18 protein-coding genes and 2 pseudogenes are annotated in these 17,877 nt (G+C 63.5%); 18 read left to right on the top strand and 2 right to left on the bottom strand.

The window, feature by feature from the left end:
- Positions 1-146: 146 nt before the first annotated feature.
- On the bottom strand, positions 147-380 hold the full coding sequence (locus tag A3K89_RS25825; protein ID WP_157105361.1) for a hypothetical protein: 234 nt from the start codon (positions 378-380) through the stop codon (positions 147-149).
- Positions 381-1,415: 1,035 nt separating this feature from the next.
- On the opposite strand from A3K89_RS25825, the gene A3K89_RS26420 reads away from it, so the two are divergent.
- The 18 genes and pseudogenes from A3K89_RS26420 to A3K89_RS15835 all read left to right on the top strand — a co-directional run bounded on the left by A3K89_RS26420 (position 1,416) and on the right by A3K89_RS15835 (position 16,689).
- Positions 1,416-2,081: a transposase family protein gene (locus A3K89_RS26420; RefSeq protein ID WP_068427675.1), complete on the top strand. Its 666-nt coding sequence runs from the start codon at positions 1,416-1,418 to the stop codon at positions 2,079-2,081.
- Complete coding sequence (locus A3K89_RS26415) at positions 1,996-2,739, top strand: transposase (protein ID WP_341869870.1); 744 nt, start codon at positions 1,996-1,998, stop codon at positions 2,737-2,739. Before A3K89_RS26420 ends, A3K89_RS26415 begins: the two co-directional genes overlap by 86 nt.
- Positions 2,740-3,097: 358 nt before the next feature.
- Entirely contained in the window at positions 3,098-4,102 is a 1,005-nt protein-coding gene (locus A3K89_RS15905; protein WP_084423840.1) for an ABC transporter substrate-binding protein, read from the top strand.
- Positions 4,099-4,926 carry an ABC transporter ATP-binding protein gene (locus A3K89_RS15900; RefSeq protein ID WP_254303551.1) on the top strand — a complete coding sequence of 276 codons (828 nt, stop codon included), beginning with the start codon at positions 4,099-4,101 and terminating at the stop codon, positions 4,924-4,926. The genes A3K89_RS15905 and A3K89_RS15900 overlap by 4 nt, the downstream gene beginning before the upstream one ends.
- Positions 4,926-5,717, top strand: coding sequence for an ABC transporter permease (locus tag A3K89_RS15895; RefSeq protein WP_084423836.1), 792 nt, complete (start codon positions 4,926-4,928; stop codon positions 5,715-5,717). Before A3K89_RS15900 ends, A3K89_RS15895 begins: the two co-directional genes overlap by 1 nt.
- The gene (locus tag A3K89_RS15890) at positions 5,714-6,514 is read left to right on the top strand and encodes an ABC transporter permease (protein ID WP_068427672.1); all 801 of its coding nucleotides are present in this window, start codon (positions 5,714-5,716) and stop codon (positions 6,512-6,514) included. Before A3K89_RS15895 ends, A3K89_RS15890 begins: the two co-directional genes overlap by 4 nt.
- Positions 6,515-6,565: 51 nt before the next feature.
- Positions 6,566-7,222, top strand: coding sequence for an N-carbamoylsarcosine amidohydrolase (locus A3K89_RS15885; protein WP_174551438.1), 657 nt, complete (start codon positions 6,566-6,568; stop codon positions 7,220-7,222).
- A gap of 105 nt (positions 7,223-7,327) precedes the next feature.
- Positions 7,328-7,798 (top strand): annotated as a pseudogene (locus tag A3K89_RS26410) (MFS transporter); the annotation flags it as partial.
- A 145-nt stretch (positions 7,799-7,943) separates the two neighbouring features.
- Positions 7,944-8,462: an MFS transporter gene (locus A3K89_RS26405; RefSeq protein ID WP_254303550.1), complete on the top strand. Its 519-nt coding sequence runs from the start codon at positions 7,944-7,946 to the stop codon at positions 8,460-8,462.
- Between the two features lie 75 nt (positions 8,463-8,537).
- Positions 8,538-9,404 (top strand): aldo/keto reductase, encoded by an 867-nt coding sequence (locus A3K89_RS15875; RefSeq protein ID WP_006897059.1) that lies wholly within the window; start codon positions 8,538-8,540, stop codon positions 9,402-9,404.
- A 138-nt stretch (positions 9,405-9,542) separates the two neighbouring features.
- Positions 9,543-11,006: an aromatic-ring-hydroxylating dioxygenase subunit alpha gene (locus tag A3K89_RS15870; RefSeq protein WP_006897058.1), complete on the top strand. Its 1,464-nt coding sequence runs from the start codon at positions 9,543-9,545 to the stop codon at positions 11,004-11,006.
- Between the two features lie 2 nt (positions 11,007-11,008).
- Positions 11,009-11,620: a 3-phenylpropionate/cinnamic acid dioxygenase subunit beta gene (locus tag A3K89_RS15865; RefSeq protein WP_006897057.1), complete on the top strand. Its 612-nt coding sequence runs from the start codon at positions 11,009-11,011 to the stop codon at positions 11,618-11,620.
- A complete protein-coding gene (locus A3K89_RS15860) occupies positions 11,617-11,922 on the top strand; it encodes a hypothetical protein (protein WP_006897056.1) in 306 nt (101 codons plus the stop codon). Before A3K89_RS15865 ends, A3K89_RS15860 begins: the two co-directional genes overlap by 4 nt.
- Positions 11,923-11,970: 48 nt before the next feature.
- Positions 11,971-12,168 carry a ferredoxin gene (locus tag A3K89_RS15855; RefSeq protein WP_006897055.1) on the top strand — a complete coding sequence of 66 codons (198 nt, stop codon included), beginning with the start codon at positions 11,971-11,973 and terminating at the stop codon, positions 12,166-12,168.
- Entirely contained in the window at positions 12,165-13,400 is a 1,236-nt protein-coding gene (locus A3K89_RS15850) for an NAD(P)/FAD-dependent oxidoreductase (RefSeq protein WP_068427668.1), read from the top strand. The genes A3K89_RS15855 and A3K89_RS15850 overlap by 4 nt, the downstream gene beginning before the upstream one ends.
- Positions 13,397-14,146 (top strand): class II aldolase/adducin family protein, encoded by a 750-nt coding sequence (locus A3K89_RS15845; RefSeq protein WP_006897053.1) that lies wholly within the window; start codon positions 13,397-13,399, stop codon positions 14,144-14,146. The genes A3K89_RS15850 and A3K89_RS15845 overlap by 4 nt, the downstream gene beginning before the upstream one ends.
- Positions 14,147-14,192: 46 nt before the next feature.
- Complete coding sequence (locus tag A3K89_RS15840) at positions 14,193-14,993, top strand: IclR family transcriptional regulator (protein ID WP_068427666.1); 801 nt, start codon at positions 14,193-14,195, stop codon at positions 14,991-14,993.
- Positions 14,994-15,285: 292 nt separating this feature from the next.
- A pseudogene (locus tag A3K89_RS15835) lies at positions 15,286-16,689 on the top strand (IS1380 family transposase).
- A gap of 98 nt (positions 16,690-16,787) precedes the next feature.
- Here A3K89_RS15835 and A3K89_RS15830 read toward each other — a convergent pair.
- A complete protein-coding gene (locus tag A3K89_RS15830) occupies positions 16,788-17,846 on the bottom strand; it encodes an MFS transporter (RefSeq protein ID WP_327037082.1) in 1,059 nt (352 codons plus the stop codon).
- Between the last annotated feature and the right edge of the window lie 31 nt (positions 17,847-17,877).

The following is a 17,877-nucleotide window of genomic DNA, read 5'->3' as shown; positions in this document are numbered from 1 at the left end:
TCCATCCTGCTACCACCTTTCTCCTCGCTGCCACCGATACTACGGCGCGGTTAGATGTTGTTCGCACAATCCGCTGGCCCTCGACAACACCGAACTGGGGTAATTAGCAGGAGAACTCGCGACTACCGAACACGACACTTAATCAGTCAGGCGTCATCAGGCAGCGGAGTCTGGGGCGGCATCGTGCCGAAGTCCAGCAATCCTGCATCATCCACCATTCGCGAAAGTCGTTGAGCATACTGGCCCCCAGCCCACAAGGTCGCTTGTCGCCCCATCTCAGGATGAAGCACGAACACTGCGATAACCGCCGCACTGATGACTCGCCTCCAGCGTCGCGAAATCAGACGCTTGCCGATCCTGAGCACACCGATATCAGTCACACCGCGAAGACTTGCATGGACCTACGACAAAGACAGAACGCCCAGGCCCACTTCGCGCCCCAGCGCTCCGCTTCCGCTCAGCGCTCATATCAACAGTCGGCGACGATGGGAAATCGGCAGCCGCGGAGGCCGACATGTGCGGCTACGCACTTTCCACATTCCGTGACAGACAATCGGCCAGCACGAGCAACCTCGCCCACAGCCTTCATGGTGGCCCGAGGTCGACGCGCCACACCCCCACCTCCTGGGCCCTATGGGTACTCGAATGGCCGCTGATGTGGCTCGCCGATCGCCGCGTCCAAATCGTCTTGGCGGCCCTAGCCCTCGCCGGATACATCACCCACTACGTCCGATATCGATACGGCAGGCCACCAGACAGCGCAGCCTTCTCCGAATAGCATCGACCAGCGGTGAGCCTCGAGGTCCGATCGACGGAAGCCCGGCCGGATTACGGTGAGACCAGGGGAGTTGGCGCGCGGATTGCTTACGCCTCGTTCGTCGCGGCCATTGGCGGCTGCTGCGTGGGGAGTGCCCCTGGCGGTCGGCGCCGTGCAGCTGGCCCAAGCCACCACTACCGCTGTACCCGCCACAGAATCGACGGCCAACAGGTGTGGAGCTGCCTGGACGACCTCGGTTACGTGATCCCGGCGCTGAACGTGGTGGTCCTGACATGTGTGGTCGCGCTGATGATTACCACCGCAGCCGAGTTCCACCACGACACCAGCAGCGAGCGCACCCGGGCGGCCGAACTGGTGATGACTGTGGTCGGGGCCCTACTCGTCGCCCAGGGAGGCTTCTCCATCCCCGTGACCTTCGCGGAGTACTCCCGATCGCGGGGTGGGCAAGCATCACGATCACCGCAACGGGGCTTGCGCTCGTCCTCATTGCTTGCAGGAACACCATTGCCGGCTCTTCCGGATTCGGAGTGCGTAGCGGGGGTTCGCCGGTGATGCGGTGAGGCACAAGATGTAGGGGTCCTGGGGCGTGTGAAGATGCAGGTTCCTACACCGCGCATCGAACACCCCAGGACCCACTTTGAACGCTACCGCCAGCCTGCTTGCCGACACCATCTGCCGCACCGTCGAGCTCGGGGTGACGATCACCGACGCCGCCGTGGCCGACGAGCTCACGCACCTGTTCTGCGCCCCGGTCACACTGGACCCGGTCTGCGCCGAGTGCGGGATGGCAGGCCGTTTGCGGGATCACGTCGAGCGGAAGGTCACGGATCTGCCGATCGTGGGTCAGCCCACCGGACTGCATGTGCGGGTACCGCGCTTCATCTGCGACAACACCGAGTGCGCTTCGCGGATTTTCCAGCAGCGGATGCCGGCGTTGGCTGAGCCGCGGGCCAAGACCACCCGCCGCTGCAGCCGATGGATCCTGCAGCGTCTGGCGATCGACCGCTCCAGCGTGTCCGCGGTGGCCAAGGCCCTGGGGTTGGGGTGGGATTTGGTCAATAACCCGGCGGTCTCGGAGGTTCGCACGATGGTCTACGAGCAGCCCGGACACCTCGATGGCGTCCGCGTTCTCGGGGTCGATGAGCACAAATGGAAGCACGTGCGCGGTGACGGCAGCAGCTCGTTCGCCCGCCGTGCTCGTCGACCTCACCCCGGTGATGGACGGCACCGGCCCGTCCCGCCTGCTGGACATGGTCCCGGGGCGTTCGGCGAAGGTGCTCGCCGACTGGCTCGACGCCCGTGACCAGTCGTTCCGGGACCGCATCAAGGCAGTGACTATGGACGGGTTTGCCGGCTACCACTCCGCGGCCGCCAGCGCGGTGCCCGCTGCCCGGACAGTGATGGATCCCTTCCACGCCCGTGCACCTAGCCGCCGACAAGCTCACCGTGTGCCGCCAGCGGACCCAGCAGGCCACCACCAGGCGCCGGGTCCGCACGGGCGACCCGCTGTACGGCATCCCCCTATCCGCCGGACGTTGAACACTCGCGCTGAGCTGCTGACCGACAAGCAGAAAGCCCGCCTGTTCACAGCGTTCGTCACCCATGACGCCCACGTCGCGGTGGAGGTCACCTACCTCGTCTACCAAGGTCTCATCAACGCCTACGAACAGCCGCAGCGACGGGACGGCAAGATCACGATGTACAAGCTCCTCAAGTCCATCCGGACCGGCGTGCCGAAGCACCTCACCGAGCTGGCACAGCTCGGACGATCTCTGTGGAAGCGGCACCGGGAGATCCTCGCCCACTTCGACGTGGGCGCCTCCAACGGGCCGGTTGAAGCCATCAACGGACGCCTCGAGCACCTCCGCGAAATCGCCCTCCGATTCCGCAACCTCACGCACTACATCTTGCCGTCACTGATCCACTCCGGACAGCTTCAGAACCGGATCAACGCACTCTAAATCCGGAAGCGCCCCGTTGCCGCCAGGTCCGCCTGCGTGATGTCTGCTGTGCTTGTCATCGCGCGTGCGCCCGGCGTCCACCTGTTGGCCCAGTCATGATCGCCCTCGTCGGCTTCCTACTGGCTGCAGCGACCCTCCTGACCGACCGTGCTCGGGCCGTCGTCGACGTCGACCAGTAGATGCTGTCGCGCCGGGCCCAGCATTGCGTGCACGGCTCGCACCTGAGCGTTGCGCGGTCCCCTCGCGTTACCCAATTGATCTCAAAAATATCTGGCACGGAGAGAAAGGGTCTGGACAGCAGTGATGTGACGTGATTCACTCGTTGGGACACGCGATGCACACCATGAGGGAGAACCGCATGACCGACACCTTCCGTCCGATAGGGCGTCGAGGATTCTTGAAGTTGTCTGCTGCAGTAGGAGGCGTTGTCGCTCTGGGCTCCATAGCGGCGTGCGGACAGAAAAGTGGAGGCAACGGCGCAGGAGGCTACTCCGGGGACGTCGCCGTGACCGGCCTAGCGAGCCTTATTCATTCCGCACCGTTCTTCATCGCCCAGTCCGAGGGTTTCTACGAAGAAGAGGGATTGAACCTGGAGAATGTCCAGTTCCCTGGCGGACTGGACACGGTGCGCGGCATCAACTCGGGAATCGGGTTCGGCACCTCTTCGACCCTACCTGTCTTCATTGCCGCGGAAAGCGGTATGGATGTCCGGATTATCGGCAATGTCTACACCGCCGCGTCCGTCGACTTCATTGCTCTCCCCGATTCTCCGATCAACACCATCGAGGACGTGAGAGGCCGAACAGTTGCCGTGAGCACCCCGGGGTCGAACTCTTCATACTTTGCCGAGCGGACACTGAGCGAAGCAGGACTAGTGCCAGGAACGGACGTTCAGCTGCTCAGCGTGGGTTCGGCCGCCGATTCGTGGACCGCGGTGTCCCAGGGAGTCGTCGACGTGGCGTGGACCGCCTCACCGCTGTCCGAGCAGATTTCCAACGAGAGCGGCGGGAAGGTGATCTGGAGGTCCCGCGATTACGTTACAGACTGGTCAGACACCTGTCTGGTGGCCACGGGGGCGTTCATGGACGAGAACACCGACGCTCTTCGTGGATGGGGCCGGGCCCTACAGAAGGCGATGGACATGATTTCCAGCGACGTGGAGGCGGCCGCCGAAGTATACGGCAAGGCCATCGACACCAAACCGGAAGTGGCCCTTGAGGCGCTGAGGAACTCCCAAAACTTTTTCAGTCTCGATTTCACCGACGCACAGCTCGAAGCGGTCGTGGAAGCCGGCAAGGAGCAGGGCCAGATCACCAAGGAGCCGGACATGGACAATATTGTTTTGCGGGACTTCCTGTCATGAACCAAGCATCCACAGTGCCTTCGACCGAGCAGGAACACGACGTCGTTTTTGACAACATCGGTATGACTTTCCAAGGTGCTGCCGGGGTGACGCAAGCTATCGCGAACGTGAGCGGCACCATCCCCGAGCATAAGTTCGTCTCCGTGATTGGCCCCAGCGGCTGCGGGAAAAGCACCCTTCTGGACATGGTCGGTGGTCTCCTTAAGCCGACGCAGGGGACGGTTAGCATCGATGGCGAGCCCGTGACGGGACCCCGGCGCGATACCGCGATGGTCTTCCAGGAAGACTCGACGTTGCATTGGCGCAGCGTTCTGGACAATGTTGCGTTCGGGCTCGAGGTCAAGGGGATGTCGAAGGCTGAGCGCCATGACAGGGCCCGAACCATGATCGATCTCGTCGGGCTGCGGCAGTTCGAGAATCACCGTCCTGGACAGCTCTCTGGAGGGATGAAGCAACGGGTGGCCATCGCTCGAGCCTTGGCCTTGGAGCCCCGGGTGCTACTGATGGACGAGCCCTTCGGGGCTCTCGATCAGCAGACTCGTCAGTTTGTCGGCCGGGAACTGCTCAACATCTGGGAGAAGACACGCAACCGTGTCCTATTCATCACCCACGACATACAGGAAGCGGTCTACCTGTCGGATGAGGTTTGGGTCATGTCTGCCAGGCCGTCAGTGGTCAAGGAGGTCGTCAAGATCGATCTCCCGCGCCCCCGACCCGAGGGCACCCATGCGCTGCCACGGTTTCGTGAACTCCAGGATCACCTGTGGGAACTGGTCAAGGTGGAAGCCGAGAAGACGCTGGGGCCAGGGGTGCAGTCAGCGTGATGGTCACTAAAGAGGTCTCACCGCAGCTCCGACCGGATCCCGCTTGGCGCCGACCCCGGCTTATTCGTTGGTTTATTATCATCGGTTTAGTCGTCGTACTGGAAGCGCTAACAAGGGCGGGGCTGATAGATCGCAGCCTGATGGTGCCACCGTCGGAGATCCTCGAACGATTGGTTGCGATTGTTCCGACCGGCGAGTTCGGCGCGGACACGGCGCGCACGCTGACGACCATCCTAATGGCATTTGTCATCGGGCTCGTCGGCGGCATTCCACTGGGCGTACTTCTGTGGCGGCTCCCTGCGGTTGGGCGCGTCCTGGAGCCATTCTTGGTCACGGGATACGCGATGCCCACACTGCTGTTCTATCCCGTGCTCCTGGCGATCATGGGGCTGAACGCAGGTCCCATAGTTGTCATCGCAGCGACCATGTCACTTATTCCCATAGCGCTCACGACAATGGTTGCACTGGGTTCGATCAAGCCGATCCTGCACAAGCTCGCGAAGTCAGTGAACGCTTCTCAGTCTCAGTACTACCTGAAGGTATTGCTTCCGGCTGCGACTCCTCTGGTCTTCCCCGGCGTGAAGCTTGGGTTCATATACGCGGTGATCGGCACGATCGCCATGGAGTTCATCCTTGCGGCTCAGGGAATCGGGTTCCGTGCTGGCTTCTCCTACCGCGAACTAAACACCGCGGACATGTGGGCCTACATCACCATCGTGATCGTGCTGAGCGTGATCGTCAATGGCATCCTCACGTGGTCGGAGAAGCGGATCAGAAAGGACTTGCTATGAGCACGGACGTGAGTACCGCCGCCGCGCCGAGCACCGCCACACCCTCCGGAGCCAAGAATGCGACGACCGTCAAGGATAACCTGTGGCGTGCGGCAGTAATCTTGGGCCTGCTCATCCTGTGGACGGTGCTGTCGCTCCTTTCGGACCTGGTCTCATCTCCGGCCGCCTCTTTTGCTGCTCTTGCGGAACTTTTTGCCGACGGATCTATTTACCGGCACTTGAGCGCCACACTGGAAGCAGTAGCCATCGGCTTCCTCATCGCAGCAGCCATCGGATTCCCGCTGGGCTACGCAATCGGAAGAAGCAAGTTTTTGGGCGCCGTTTTCGACCCCATCGTTGCGGGAGCTTTCGCCGTTCCGCGCATTGTCTTTTTCCCCCTCCTTTTGCAAATATTCGGAGTTGGAGTCGGCGCCCAATCGGCGATGGCGGCCCTGGCCGCGGTGTTCCCCATCATGGTCTCCACGACTGCGGGTGTTCGAGCCATCACCCCCGTCCTACCGAAGCTCGCGAGATCACTGAATCTGAACCCGTTGCAGACTGTGACCAAAATCTATGTGCCAGCCATGGCCCCAGCGTTGATGGTGGGGATCCGGATTGGCTTCAGCATCGCCTTCATTAACGTCATCATCGCAGAGTTCTTCGCTGCTCGGGCAGGCCTCGGGCTCCTGGCCCTACGCGCCTACGGTCGACTGGACCTGCCGTCCATGTACGGAATCATCGTGCTCCTCGCAGCCATTGCCCTTATCGGCAATATGATCCTTTGGGCCGCCGAACGCCGACTCAGCGAAAAGGCCTAATCGCGTAACGCACAAACTAAGCCACCCGACCAATTCCCAGAAGGGATAATCATGTCTATTAGTAATGCCGTAGAAGAATACGAACGTCTACGAGCAGATTTCCGAGCCAAAGGCCTGGGCGGCCGGACCGGCTTCGGGCAGCGACCAGCGCTGCTGGTCATCGACCTGATCCGGGGGTTCACCGACACCAGATCCCCCCTGGCCGGCGAACTCGACTCTCAGTTGCAGGCCACCCAACAACTGCTTGCAGACGCCCGCGATGCCGACGTGCCCGTGATCTTCTCGACGATCGCCTACGATGCGGACCTTCAGGAGGCCGGCAAGTGGATCCGCAAGATCCCTTCCAACAGCTGGCTGGTGGAGGGAAGCGAGTGGGTGGAGCTGGACGAGCGACTGGGTCGTCGCGAGAACGAGATGCTGCTGGTCAAAAAGTATGCCTCCTGTTTCTTCGGCACCGATCTAGCAGCCCGCCTGATCTCCCGGGGCGTGGACACGGTGATCCTCCTCGGAGGCACGACCAGCGGATGCGTCCGCGCCACCGCTGTGGACGCGTGCTCCTACGGGTTCCACACAGTCGTCGTGGAGGAGGGCGTGGGAGACAGGGCAGAGCTGCCACACCTGGCAAGCCTCTTCGACATCGACAGCAAATACGGTGACGTCGTGAACCTGGAGGACGCCAGCGCCTACCTCCAGCACGTCCGCCAGTAGAGACGCCGTGTACGGACACCGGTGACGAAAGCTCATCGGCCAGTGCATCGATCGGTGGATCGCTGAGAACGTCTATGCGAAAGAGTTACCACCTCGGGAAGGCACATGGACTCCGTCAACTATGACAGGGCCTTGAGCGCGCTGGCCATCATCTTGTTCAGCTTCGCGCTGGGCACTTTGTCCGTTGTCGTCCCTCTATTGGGTGTGCATGCGGGCTACACCCCCAGTGAGATCGGGCTGCTGGTCGCCGTGGCTGCCATCGCACAGCTGATCACCCGCCTGTACATGGGCGCGTTGATGCGCCGGATTCCGGACAGGTCCTTCCTCGTGGGATCCGGGCTGATGATCGCGATCTCGTGCGCACTGCTCGCGATTTCTCCCGCGGTCGTGTTTTTTGTCGCGTCCCAGTTGGTCCAGGGAATAGCCCGGGCGTTCTTCTGGACCAGCAGCCAGACCCACGCCGTTCGCACATCCGCCGCACCGGTCAGTGGCCTCCGGGACGTCAATCTGGCGGCGGGAATCGGTGCGCTTCTCGGCCCCACGGTGGCCGGATACCTCTGGGAGGCCTCGGTGCAACTGCCACTCATAATGGGGATCGTCGCAGGTTCCGTCGCCGTCGTCCCCGCGGCCTTGTTGATCAGGTTTCGCGGCCAGGCCTTCGTCGCTCACCGGCAGGGACGTCCGTCTGTGGCGACGACCCGGTGTCAACGCTGCCTGCTGGATGAACACGGGCGCAGGGGTTTGGAAAAGCCTTCTGGACTCCTACGTCCCTTTGGCCCTATCCCTGGCAGGCCAACCGGCTGCAGTCATCGGCATCCTCCTGTCTATCGCCAACGCCGCCGTTCTCGTCGGCAGTACCGTCAGCGGGTGGGTCCGCAGCCGCGGCGTCAGGGCGTCTCTGGTCATCGGGATGATCATGACAGGACTGGGACTGGCCGCAGTGGGACCGTTCGCCGGTCTGACCGCCCCGGTGGCCATTGCCCTGGCCATCTCCGGCATCGGTGCCGGGGTCCTGCAGACCGTCGGTCCGGCCATCGCAGCGGAGAAGGTGCACCCAGAAGAACGCGGAGACGCCCTCGCATTGACGGGCACTTTCCGCGCCACGGCGCTCTTCCTCTCACCGCTGGGCATGGCCGGGCTGGTCACCCTCGTTCCGGTGACCGCGGCCCTGCTGGCCGCGGGCCTGCTCATCATCACCCCAGCTGCAACCACCTGGAGATCCAACAAAGATGTCGACTGACCGACACAGACCCCGAGGCTCGCGCTATTTGCCTCCGGTGACAAGAAAGCAAGACGTTTCGACGAGAGGCTGTCCATGACGACGAAAACCCATCCGAGCGATGACCCCGCAACGGTCCCGAGGCTCCGACTGCGGCACGGGCATAGCATTCCGCATCTGGGCCTGGGCACCTGGCCACTGGTGGGGGAAGAGTGCGAGACGGCCGTCCGCTACGCCATTCAAAGCGGCTACCGGCTCGTCGACACCGCGTTCCAGTACCGCAATGAAGACGCGGTGGGACGCGGTGTCCGCACTGCCGGCGTTGCGCGTGAAGAGCTGTTCGTCTCCAGCAAGTTCAACAAGGAGTCCCACAGCGTCGACGGTGTGCAGAGGGCCTACGACCGCAGTCTCCAAGCCTTGGGCCTGGACTACCTGGACATGTTCATGTGCCACTGGCCCGTGCCGGCCTTGGACCAGTACACCGAGGCATGGAGAGGCCTCGTCAAGCTCTTGGACGAAGGCCGTGTCAAAGCGATCGGTGTCTCCAATTTCAAGCCGGACCATTTGGAGAAGGTCATTGCCGCGACCGGCGTGGTTCCTGACGTGAACCAGATCCAGCTCAGCCCCGATCTCGCACGGCTACCCCCGCGGGCAGTGCACCAGGACCTGGGCATCATTACCGAGGCCTGGAGCCCTATTGGTCGCGAATCGGGACTGCGTGACCACCCCATCGTGGTGCAGATCGCGCAACGGACAGCAAAGAGTCCGGCGCAGGTTCTGCTCCGCTGGCACGTCCAGCAAGGAATCGTCCCGATCCCGCAGGCCGCCAAACCCGCATGGCTGGTCGAGAACATCTCGGTGTTCGATTTCTCCCTGACTGCCGAGGAAATGGCCGCCCTGGCGAGGCTGGACCGCGGAGAGAACGCCGCCCGCGACTCCGACTCCCCCGAAAACGGCCACTGACCCTTGCCGCACCCACCCGTACCTGGCACGAAGAGTGGGAGGGGTTGACGTAGATCACAAAATGCGGAAACCTCTTCACGACAGAGTGGACCTCTGCTCTACAGACTGACTGATCGATGATCGAGAAGGAGCTCTCCCATGGCAGACCATCACGGCGTCCTCGAGGACGTACGGCGGGGCATGATCCCTGCACATATCTACAACGACAAAGAGCTCTTCGAACTCGAGAAGGAACGTCTCTTCAGCCGCAGCTGGCTGTTCGTCGCCCACGAGTCGGAGGTCCCCGAGGCTGGTGACTACGTGGTCCGCAGGGTCCTCGAGGACTCGTTCATTATCTCTCGGGACGAACAGGGCCAGGTCCGGGCCCTGTTCAACATGTGCCTCCACCGGGGCATGCAGGTGTGCCGGGCGGAGATGGGCAATGCCTCCCACTTCCGTTGCCCGTACCACGGTTGGTCTTACCGCAATGACGGGCGCCTCGTTGGCCTGCCGTTTCACAAGGAGGCATACGGCGGGGAGGAAGGCTTCAAGAAGAAGGGCCAGACCTTGTTGCCTGCTCCCTCGCTGGCCACGTACAACGGTCTGATCTTCATCAGCATGGACCCGGATGCCGAGCCCCTGGAGGAGTTCCTGGGGGACTTCAAGTTCTACCTGGACTACTACACGAAGCAGAGCGCGGACGGCATCGAGCTGCGTGGCCCTCAGCGTTGGCGGGTCAAGGCGAACTGGAAGATCGGGGCCGAGAACTTCGCCGGGGACATGTACCACACGCCCCAGACCCACACCTCGGTGGTGGAGATCGGCCTCTTCCGCGAGCCCAAGGCGGAGAAGCGCAAGGACGGCACCACGTACTGGGCTGGCAACGGTGGCGGCACCACTTACAAGCTGCCCGAAGGTGGCCTGGAGGAGCGCCTGCGCTACGTGGGCTACCCGGACGAGATGATCGCCCGGATGAAGGAGCAGTGGACCCAGGAGCAGCTCGACGTGGTCGGCAAGGACGGGTTCATGATCTCGGCGGCCTCACTGTTCCCGAACATGAGCTTCGTCCATAACTGGCCGCGGGTCGAAGAGGGCTCCGACGAGGTGCTCCCCTTCATCTCTATCCGCGTGTGGCAGCCGATCAGCGAGAACGAGACGGAAGTCCTCTCGTGGTTCGCCGTCGACAAGAACGCGCCGGAGGAGTACAAAGCGCTTTCCTACAAGGCGTATCTCATGTGCTTCGGCAGTGGCGGCATGTTCGAGCAGGACGACGTCGAGAACTGGGTGTCCCTCACCAATACTGCCGCCGGCTCCATGGCACGGCGTCTGCTGCTCAACAGCCGGATGGGCATGCTCGAGAACGGCGAGAACGTCGTCGAGGCCCTGTCCCCCGAGGAATACTCGGGACCCGGCGCCACCCGTGTCGGCTACAGCGAGTACAACCAGCGGGAGTTGTTGCGCCGGTGGGCCGATCACCTCGAACGTCCGGTAGAAGCCGCAGCGCAGGTGCACGTGGGCTCGGACCCGGTGCAAGCGCCACCGGCCGCCGGATCGGGGCCCGCCCGCCCGGCCTGCGGCAGCGCAGAGACCGCGCCCGCAGCAACCCTTCACGAGGAGGTCTGATCATGAGTGTTGGAACGGCACACGAGAACGAGAACTTGACGCTGTCCGAACAATCGGCGCTGGGAGCCCACGCCCCGCGTACTCAGCGGACGGGGCAGACCCTGCCTTTCAACGATGAACTTCACCTGGAGGCGCATCGTTGGCTGGTCGATGAGGCGTACCTGTTGGACGCCCAGGACTACGACGAGTGGCTCTCCCGGATCGCCGATGACGTGCACTATCTCATGCCCGTCCGCGTCACCACTGCCCTGGGCGCCGGATACTCCACCTCACCGGGGATGGCGCACTGGGACGAGAACAAGTACTCGCTCAGTCGCCGCGTGGCACGCTTCGCCACCGAGCACGCGTGGACCGAAGACCCCCCATCACGGCTGCGCCACTACATCACCAACGTGCGCACCTTCCGCACCCCCGACCCGCAAGAGATCATCGTGGACTCGGCGGTTCTTCTCTTCCGCAGCCGTGGTGACGTCGGGGAGTCCTCCACTGTCTCGGCAGGACGCGAGGATCTCCTCCGCCGTACCTCATCCGGGTCCGGGTGGGAGCTGGCCCGTCGCACCATCATGGTCGACGAGTCGGTCATCCGCATGCAGAACCTGGCGATCTTCCTGTGAAACTGGAATGGGAAGGCGAGGAGGAAGACCGCCTCGCGGCGATCCAGGCCACCGAGGAACGCCGCCGGCTCGAAGAGCACGTCACCGGCAAGCCGATCGTGATCGCTAACGAGTTCTCGGAGGTCCAGGTCACCCGCATCGAGACCCGCAACGGTTCGCGGCTGATGATTCAATCTCCTCGTTCGGGCCAGTGGGTAACGCTCTGTCCGCTGGAACTGGAGTCCCTGACCTGGCAGGCCCCGGCCACGTTCTCGGCCATGATCGGACACCCTTTCGGGCCGCTCGTGGCCGAAGACGAATAAACACCCCAACCGCCAGAGCACCACCGTCTCAAGCTAAGGAGTTCGACCATGCCCGTTGTAAAAGCCGATCTGCAGGCCTGTCAGGGATACGCGAACTGCGTCGTCGGAGCCTCTGACTACTTCGACCTGGACGACGACGGGATCGTCGTGCTGCTCCAGACCGAAGTCCCCGAAGCCGACCGCGCCCGCGTCACCGAAGCCGCGCGCAGCTGCCCGGTCTCCGCACTGGTGGTAGAGGACGCATGAGCCCGGGCACCGTCGTCGTCGTCGGGTCCTCCATTGCCGGGGTGCGCACCGCGCAGTCCCTCCGGCTGGAAGGCTATAAGGGGGAGATCATCCTCGTGGGAGAAGAGACCGAACTTCCCTACGATAAGCCGCCATTGTCGAAATCCGTTCTTGCGGGATCCGCCGACGAGGACTCTATCCGGCTGCTGACACAGGAGCAGGCCGATGCCGAGGACATCCAACTCTTGCTGGGGCACCGCGCTGTCGATCTGGACGTCGCCGAGAACCTGCTGAAGCTTGAAGGGCATGACCCCCTTCGCTACGACAACCTCGTCATTGCCACCGGAGCATCACCCCGGCCCTCTCCCTGGGGCCAGTCTCCAGGGATTCACGTGCTGCGCACCCTTGAGGACGCCCGCGAACTACGTGGGGACCTTCTCCGGGGTGGGGCGCTGGCCGTTATCGGGGCAGGGTTCATCGGCGCCGAAGCGGCAGCCACCGCCCGCGGCCTGGGATTGGAGGTCACCGTCATCGACCCGGTGCCCGTGCCCATGAGCCGCCTCTTTAACCCTGAGATCGGCCAGTGGTTCGCAGACCTTCACCAGGACAACGGGGTCGACACCATGTTCGGCACCGGAGTGGAAGCTATCGAAGGCGAGGAGGGCAACTTCTCCCTCCACCTGACCAACGGTGAGAGCGTTCAGGCGGCCACCGTGCTGATCGGTATTGGCGTCATCCCCAATGACTCCTGGCTTAGCGCATCCGGCCTGCTGGTGGACAACGGGGTCGTGCTCAACGAGTACTGTCAAGCCCTCGACGCTGCGAACGTGTACGCCGTCGGCGACGTAGCCCGCTGGCGCCACCAGAAGCACGGCGAGGACGTCAGGACCGAGCACTGGACTAACGCGGTGGAACAGGCCGCCTGCGTGGCCTACAACATCATCCATCCGGAACAGCCGCGCGCCTACACGCCCATTGAATACGTGTGGAGCGACCAGCACGACTGGAAGATCCAGGTCGTGGGACGCGTCGGAGGCAATGTCGACCACGTCCTCATCGGACACCCGCAGGTCCACGGCAAATTCGTCGCCCTCTACACCATCGACGGCACCACCGTCCGGGGCGCAGCCATCGTGAACTGGCCCAAAGCCCTCATTGCCTGCCGTCTGGGCATGGCCAGGGGCATCACGGTGCAGGATCTGCACGCCAAGCTCGAACCCCAGTTGGAGCCACCGCCGAGGAGGGCGTCATGACACCCGGAAACTTGCTGCCCCAGACCGAGAGCGTCAGCCGGGAACGTATCGCCCTCGCCTGCCGGGTCTTGGCCCATCGGGGCCTGGCAGATGGAATCTTGGGTCACATCAGCCTGAAAATTACCGACAGCACATTGCTGGTGCGCTGTCGCGGCCCGTACGAACGCGGACTGGCGTATACGCAAGCCGAAGACATCCGCATGGTGGACCTCGACGGCAATCCCGCCGCCGACGGCGAGCTCGCGGGCGGGTACACGGTCCCCAACGAACTGCCGCTGCACACCGAGCTCTTCCGGCGCCGCCCAGACATCCGGGCTGTCGTTCACGCCCATCCCCCGCGAGTGGTTGCCGCCGACCTGGCAGGGCTTGCAGTACGCCCCATCGTAGGGGCGTACGACATTCCCGGAGCCCGCCTCGCCGCCAACGGGGTGCCCGTCTATCCCCGCGGAGTACTCATCCGCGACCGTCGGCTCGCCACCGAAATGGCCGATGCTATGGGAACAAGGCCCGTTGTGGTGCTGCGGGGCCACGGCCTCACCAGCGCGGCCGAAACCGTCGAGCAAGCAGTTCTCCAGGCCATCAGCGTGGACGGCCTGTCCGGGTTGGCACTGCAAGTGACTTCGGCTGGTGGGCACCTCGTCGATCTGCCCGACGCCGATATGGCCGAACTGCCCGACCTCGGAGGAGCATTCAACACAGAGACTGCTTGGAGACATGAACTCGCACGACTTGGTGAGCCTCGTTGATGGCCTGCGCCCTAGCCGGACAGAGACTGAACCCCCGGTCAGTAACATGAAGCTCATGTCCGCATCACGGGCGGAGGACGACTCCAGATACGGCCCTCCTCCGCAGTACCCCATCGAATCCGTCGACAACGCACTCCGATTGTTGCTGCTCTTCGAGACTCGGCCGAGCATCCGGCTCACCGATGCCAGCAAGTACCTCGGAGTGGCGTCATCTACGGCCCATCGCCTCATGGGGATGCTCCTCTACCGAGGTTTCGTACGGCAGAACCCTCAGACCAAAGCGTACGAACCCGGACAAGCACTCAGCTCCATCGCCTTCGCCATACGGCGCCACGTCGACATCGGAACGCTAATTCGTCCAGCAATGGAAAGGTTATTCGAGGCAACCGGAGAGACGGTGCACTTTGCCGAGCTCAAAGGCTCGAACGCACACTTTCTGGAGGCCATCGAAAGCCAACGCGCCGTCCGCGTTGCCTCACGTCACGGTGCGATGCTTCCTGCCAACTGCACTGCAACGGGCAAAGCAATGCTGAGCCTACTCACCACGGAACAACTGCATGCCCTGTACCCGTATGAGGAGCTCCCGGGTCTCACCAAGGGATCTATCATTTCCCGTTCCGATCTGGAGCGTGCCCTCGAAACGATTCGGCAAACCGGGTACTCAACGAGCCAGGAAGAAAGCGAAGACGGCGTCATGTCAGTCGCTGTTCCCATCACCAGCCCGAGCGGAGGATACTACGGGATCAATGTATCCGTGCCCGCTCACCGCATGACTGAACAACTCCGCACAGAACTCGGAGCTATGCTCCAGACAGCCGCCAAAGAAATCCAGAACTTGCTCGTTTAAGGATCTCGACGGCCGGTGACGGTGGTGCTGTGGACAGGACCACCTCAGGCCAGCGGCGATTCCAGAGAGTCGATTCTCCGCAGTCGGCGCCCGAAGAAGAAGGAAATGACCACGGCGACGGTTGCCATAGTGGCGAGCATCGCCCAGGTCAGTGTCGAGTTACCGAGGCTAACCCGGGTGATTCATGGGAATCTGCGGATCGCTGGGCGAAAATAGACCGAAGTGCTTCCTGAACAGGGGAAACTGGGACTTGTCTAAGGTTCCATGTTCTCCAGCAGAAAGCACTCGGTAGGTGAAGCGTACTTCGTGGTCGGCCGGTCTGTCCGTTACTGCAGATGGTGTCGGGGTGGTCTCGCATGCCGGGGCTATCGTGCCTCGACTTCTGGCTGATCAGGTCGGTCTGACCGCCGAGCTGTCAGGGGCCATGGCTCGCCGCCGGTTCATCCCGATCCACGATCGCGGCCGGGTGTTGATCGATACCGCGGTGATGCTCGCCGATGGCGGCGAGTCCATCTCCGACATCGGCGTCCTGCGCCACCAGTCCGGCGCCCTGGGCCCAGTGGCGTCGGCGCCGACGGTGTGGCGCACGCTCGATGAGGTCACTGCCGGCAAGCGCAAGAAGATCTAGGTGGCGCGGGCTCGCACGCGGCGGCACGTGTGGTCCCACCTGCCCGGCGGAGTGCCCGCATCGGCGTGTGCGGGGCGGGATCTGGGATCGACGGTCGTGCTCGATGTGGACGCCACCATTGTGGTCACTCACAGCGAGAAGGAGCTTGCTGCGCCGACGTATAAGCGCACGTTCGGGTACCACCCGATCGGCGTGTGGTGCGACAACACAGAAGAGTTCCTCGCCGCGAGCTTGCGCCCAGGCAACGCCGGGTCCAACACCGCCGCCGACCACATCGACGTCCTGGGCCAGGCAATCGCGCAGATCCCCGCCAGTCATCGGCGTGATCTGCTGATCCGCTCCGACGGTGCCGGCGCCTCCCACGACCTGATCGACTGGATCACCGAGCAGAACCGCGTCCGTGGTCGACAGGTGGAGTACTCGGTCGGCTTCTCCATCACTGCCCCGATTCGCCGGGCCATCGCGACCTGCCCCGAAGCCGCGTGGGGACCAGCGCTCAACCCCAACGGGGACATTCGTGACGGGGCCGACATCGCGGAGCTGACCGGATTCCTCTCCCAACGGATGCTCGCCAAGTGGCCAGACGGGATGCGGGTGATCGTGCGCCGCGAGCGGCCCCATCCGGGTGCTCAGTTGTCGATGTTCGAGGAGATCGATGGATGGCGCTACCAGGCTTTTGTCACCAACACCACCGCCACGGGTCAGCTGCAATTCCTCGAGGCCAGGCATCGGGCTCACGCCCGGGTCGAGGACCGGATACGCCACGCCAAGGACACCGGGCTCGGGCGGCTACCTTCGCGGGGGTTCGCGCTCAACCAGGCCTGGCTCGTCGCGGTGATGATCGCAGCGGACCTCGTTGCCTGGACGCGGATGCTCGCTTGCACCGGCGAGGCCGCAGTCCTGGCGTTGTGCGAGCCCAAGGCACTGCGCTACCGCTTCCTTCACGTGGCAGCCCGGCTGGTCCGCAGCGGCCGACGGCGAAAAGTGAAGATCCCGGAAACATGGCCCTGGGCCGTCGCGATCGTCGCTGTGTTCAACACGATCGCCGCGATCCCCAAACCAGCCTGACCTCACATGCCCGCCCACGACATCACCACCCGGGGACCCGCCCACCGGCAGCGCCAGCCGGCACACACGCACGCCCACCCACGAAATCGATCCCGCCGTCACCCGACAGCAGCAGTCACACCGGCCCGTGAATCAGCGGGGCTAAGGGCCACCCCGGTGAGCACGGGGCCGATGGTATTGCCGATGTACGTGCCGGTCTGGACAATGCCGGTGGCCGCTGCGGTGGCCCCAGGCGCCATGTGCGAGATGAGGAAGTGCACCAGACCTGGCCACCCCCACCCCAGGCCCACCGCTAGCAGGACACCTACCACGTAGCTCCAGGTGGTGGGGATCGCCATGAGTGAAAGCCCGACGGCGCAGACGATGAGTGCTGTCTGGATCAGAGAAAGTGCTGACACGCCGCCTCGATCGACGACTCCGCCAATGACGATACGGGTCGCGGCTCCTAAGGCGCTGCCGACGGCCAGAATCACACCAGCCGGGCCGACTGCAATCCCCCGCTCCAGCGCGCCGATCACGGCAAAGGCCACGGCGGACGTAACGGCACCGCCCGCGAACATCGTCATCGCGGCCATCAGCACCAACGCCGAACGCATCTGGGTATCCCATTGCCCCGCCGGCCGGGTCGTACCCATAACGACCGGCATGGTCCGGGTCCGGGCCACGGGGACCAGTACGAGCATGCCCAGTACAGCCATCAGCAGGAAGGCCATGGACCATCCCAGAGTCAACGCAACCAACGGGATCGAAACGCCGGCGACCAACCCCGTCACAGGGACCGCGGCCTGTTTCACCCCGAAGGCCAGCCCGCACGAGGCGGCTGGGATGTGCGTGACGAGCAAGTGGTTGGAGGAAGGGTGCCCGAGACCGTTCCCGAGTCCCCCCAGGGATGCCCATACAATTAGCCACGGCCACGCAGAGATCCAGGACGCGCTGCCGGTCAGGCTCACGACCGCCAGAAGCAAGGCGGCGATGCCCATGCCTTTCTCGCTGAGCACACGACCAATCACACCGGTGCACGCGGAGGTGAGGGCGGCCGCAGCCCAGTAGACCCCTACCGCCAGGCCGATCCCGTAGGCCGGGACGCGGATTGTTGCGGTGATCTCCGTGGCCAGCGCCCCAAGGAGAAACACCGGCATGTTTGTTAAGACAGTCACCAGTACGGCCACAGCCAAAGCGGCGAATCCA

This window comes from Rhodococcoides kyotonense (assembly GCF_001645385.1).
Lineage (GTDB): Bacteria > Actinomycetota > Actinomycetes > Mycobacteriales > Mycobacteriaceae > Rhodococcoides > Rhodococcoides kyotonensis_B.
This window is presented reverse-complemented; position numbering and strand designations above follow the sequence as displayed.

Coding starts and splice junctions, on each gene's coding strand:
- A3K89_RS15885 (WP_174551438.1), top strand. CDS start 6,566: ATGTCTATTAGTAATGCCGTAGAAGAATACGAACGTCTACGAGCAGAT.
- A3K89_RS15865 (WP_006897057.1), top strand. CDS start 11,009: ATGAGTGTTGGAACGGCACACGAGAACGAGAACTTGACGCTGTCCGAA.
- A3K89_RS15870 (WP_006897058.1), top strand. CDS start 9,543: ATGGCAGACCATCACGGCGTCCTCGAGGACGTACGGCGGGGCATGATC.
- A3K89_RS15895 (WP_084423836.1), top strand. CDS start 4,926: ATGGTCACTAAAGAGGTCTCACCGCAGCTCCGACCGGATCCCGCTTGG.
- A3K89_RS15840 (WP_068427666.1), top strand. CDS start 14,193: ATGAAGCTCATGTCCGCATCACGGGCGGAGGACGACTCCAGATACGGC.
- A3K89_RS15850 (WP_068427668.1), top strand. CDS start 12,165: ATGAGCCCGGGCACCGTCGTCGTCGTCGGGTCCTCCATTGCCGGGGTG.
- A3K89_RS15900 (WP_254303551.1), top strand. CDS start 4,099: ATGAACCAAGCATCCACAGTGCCTTCGACCGAGCAGGAACACGACGTC.
- A3K89_RS15845 (WP_006897053.1), top strand. CDS start 13,397: ATGACACCCGGAAACTTGCTGCCCCAGACCGAGAGCGTCAGCCGGGAA.
- A3K89_RS15875 (WP_006897059.1), top strand. CDS start 8,538: ATGACGACGAAAACCCATCCGAGCGATGACCCCGCAACGGTCCCGAGG.
- A3K89_RS15890 (WP_068427672.1), top strand. CDS start 5,714: ATGAGCACGGACGTGAGTACCGCCGCCGCGCCGAGCACCGCCACACCC.
- A3K89_RS26415 (WP_341869870.1), top strand. CDS start 1,996: ATGGACGGCACCGGCCCGTCCCGCCTGCTGGACATGGTCCCGGGGCGT.
- A3K89_RS15855 (WP_006897055.1), top strand. CDS start 11,971: ATGCCCGTTGTAAAAGCCGATCTGCAGGCCTGTCAGGGATACGCGAAC.
- A3K89_RS15905 (WP_084423840.1), top strand. CDS start 3,098: ATGACCGACACCTTCCGTCCGATAGGGCGTCGAGGATTCTTGAAGTTG.
- A3K89_RS26405 (WP_254303550.1), top strand. CDS start 7,944: ATGAACACGGGCGCAGGGGTTTGGAAAAGCCTTCTGGACTCCTACGTC.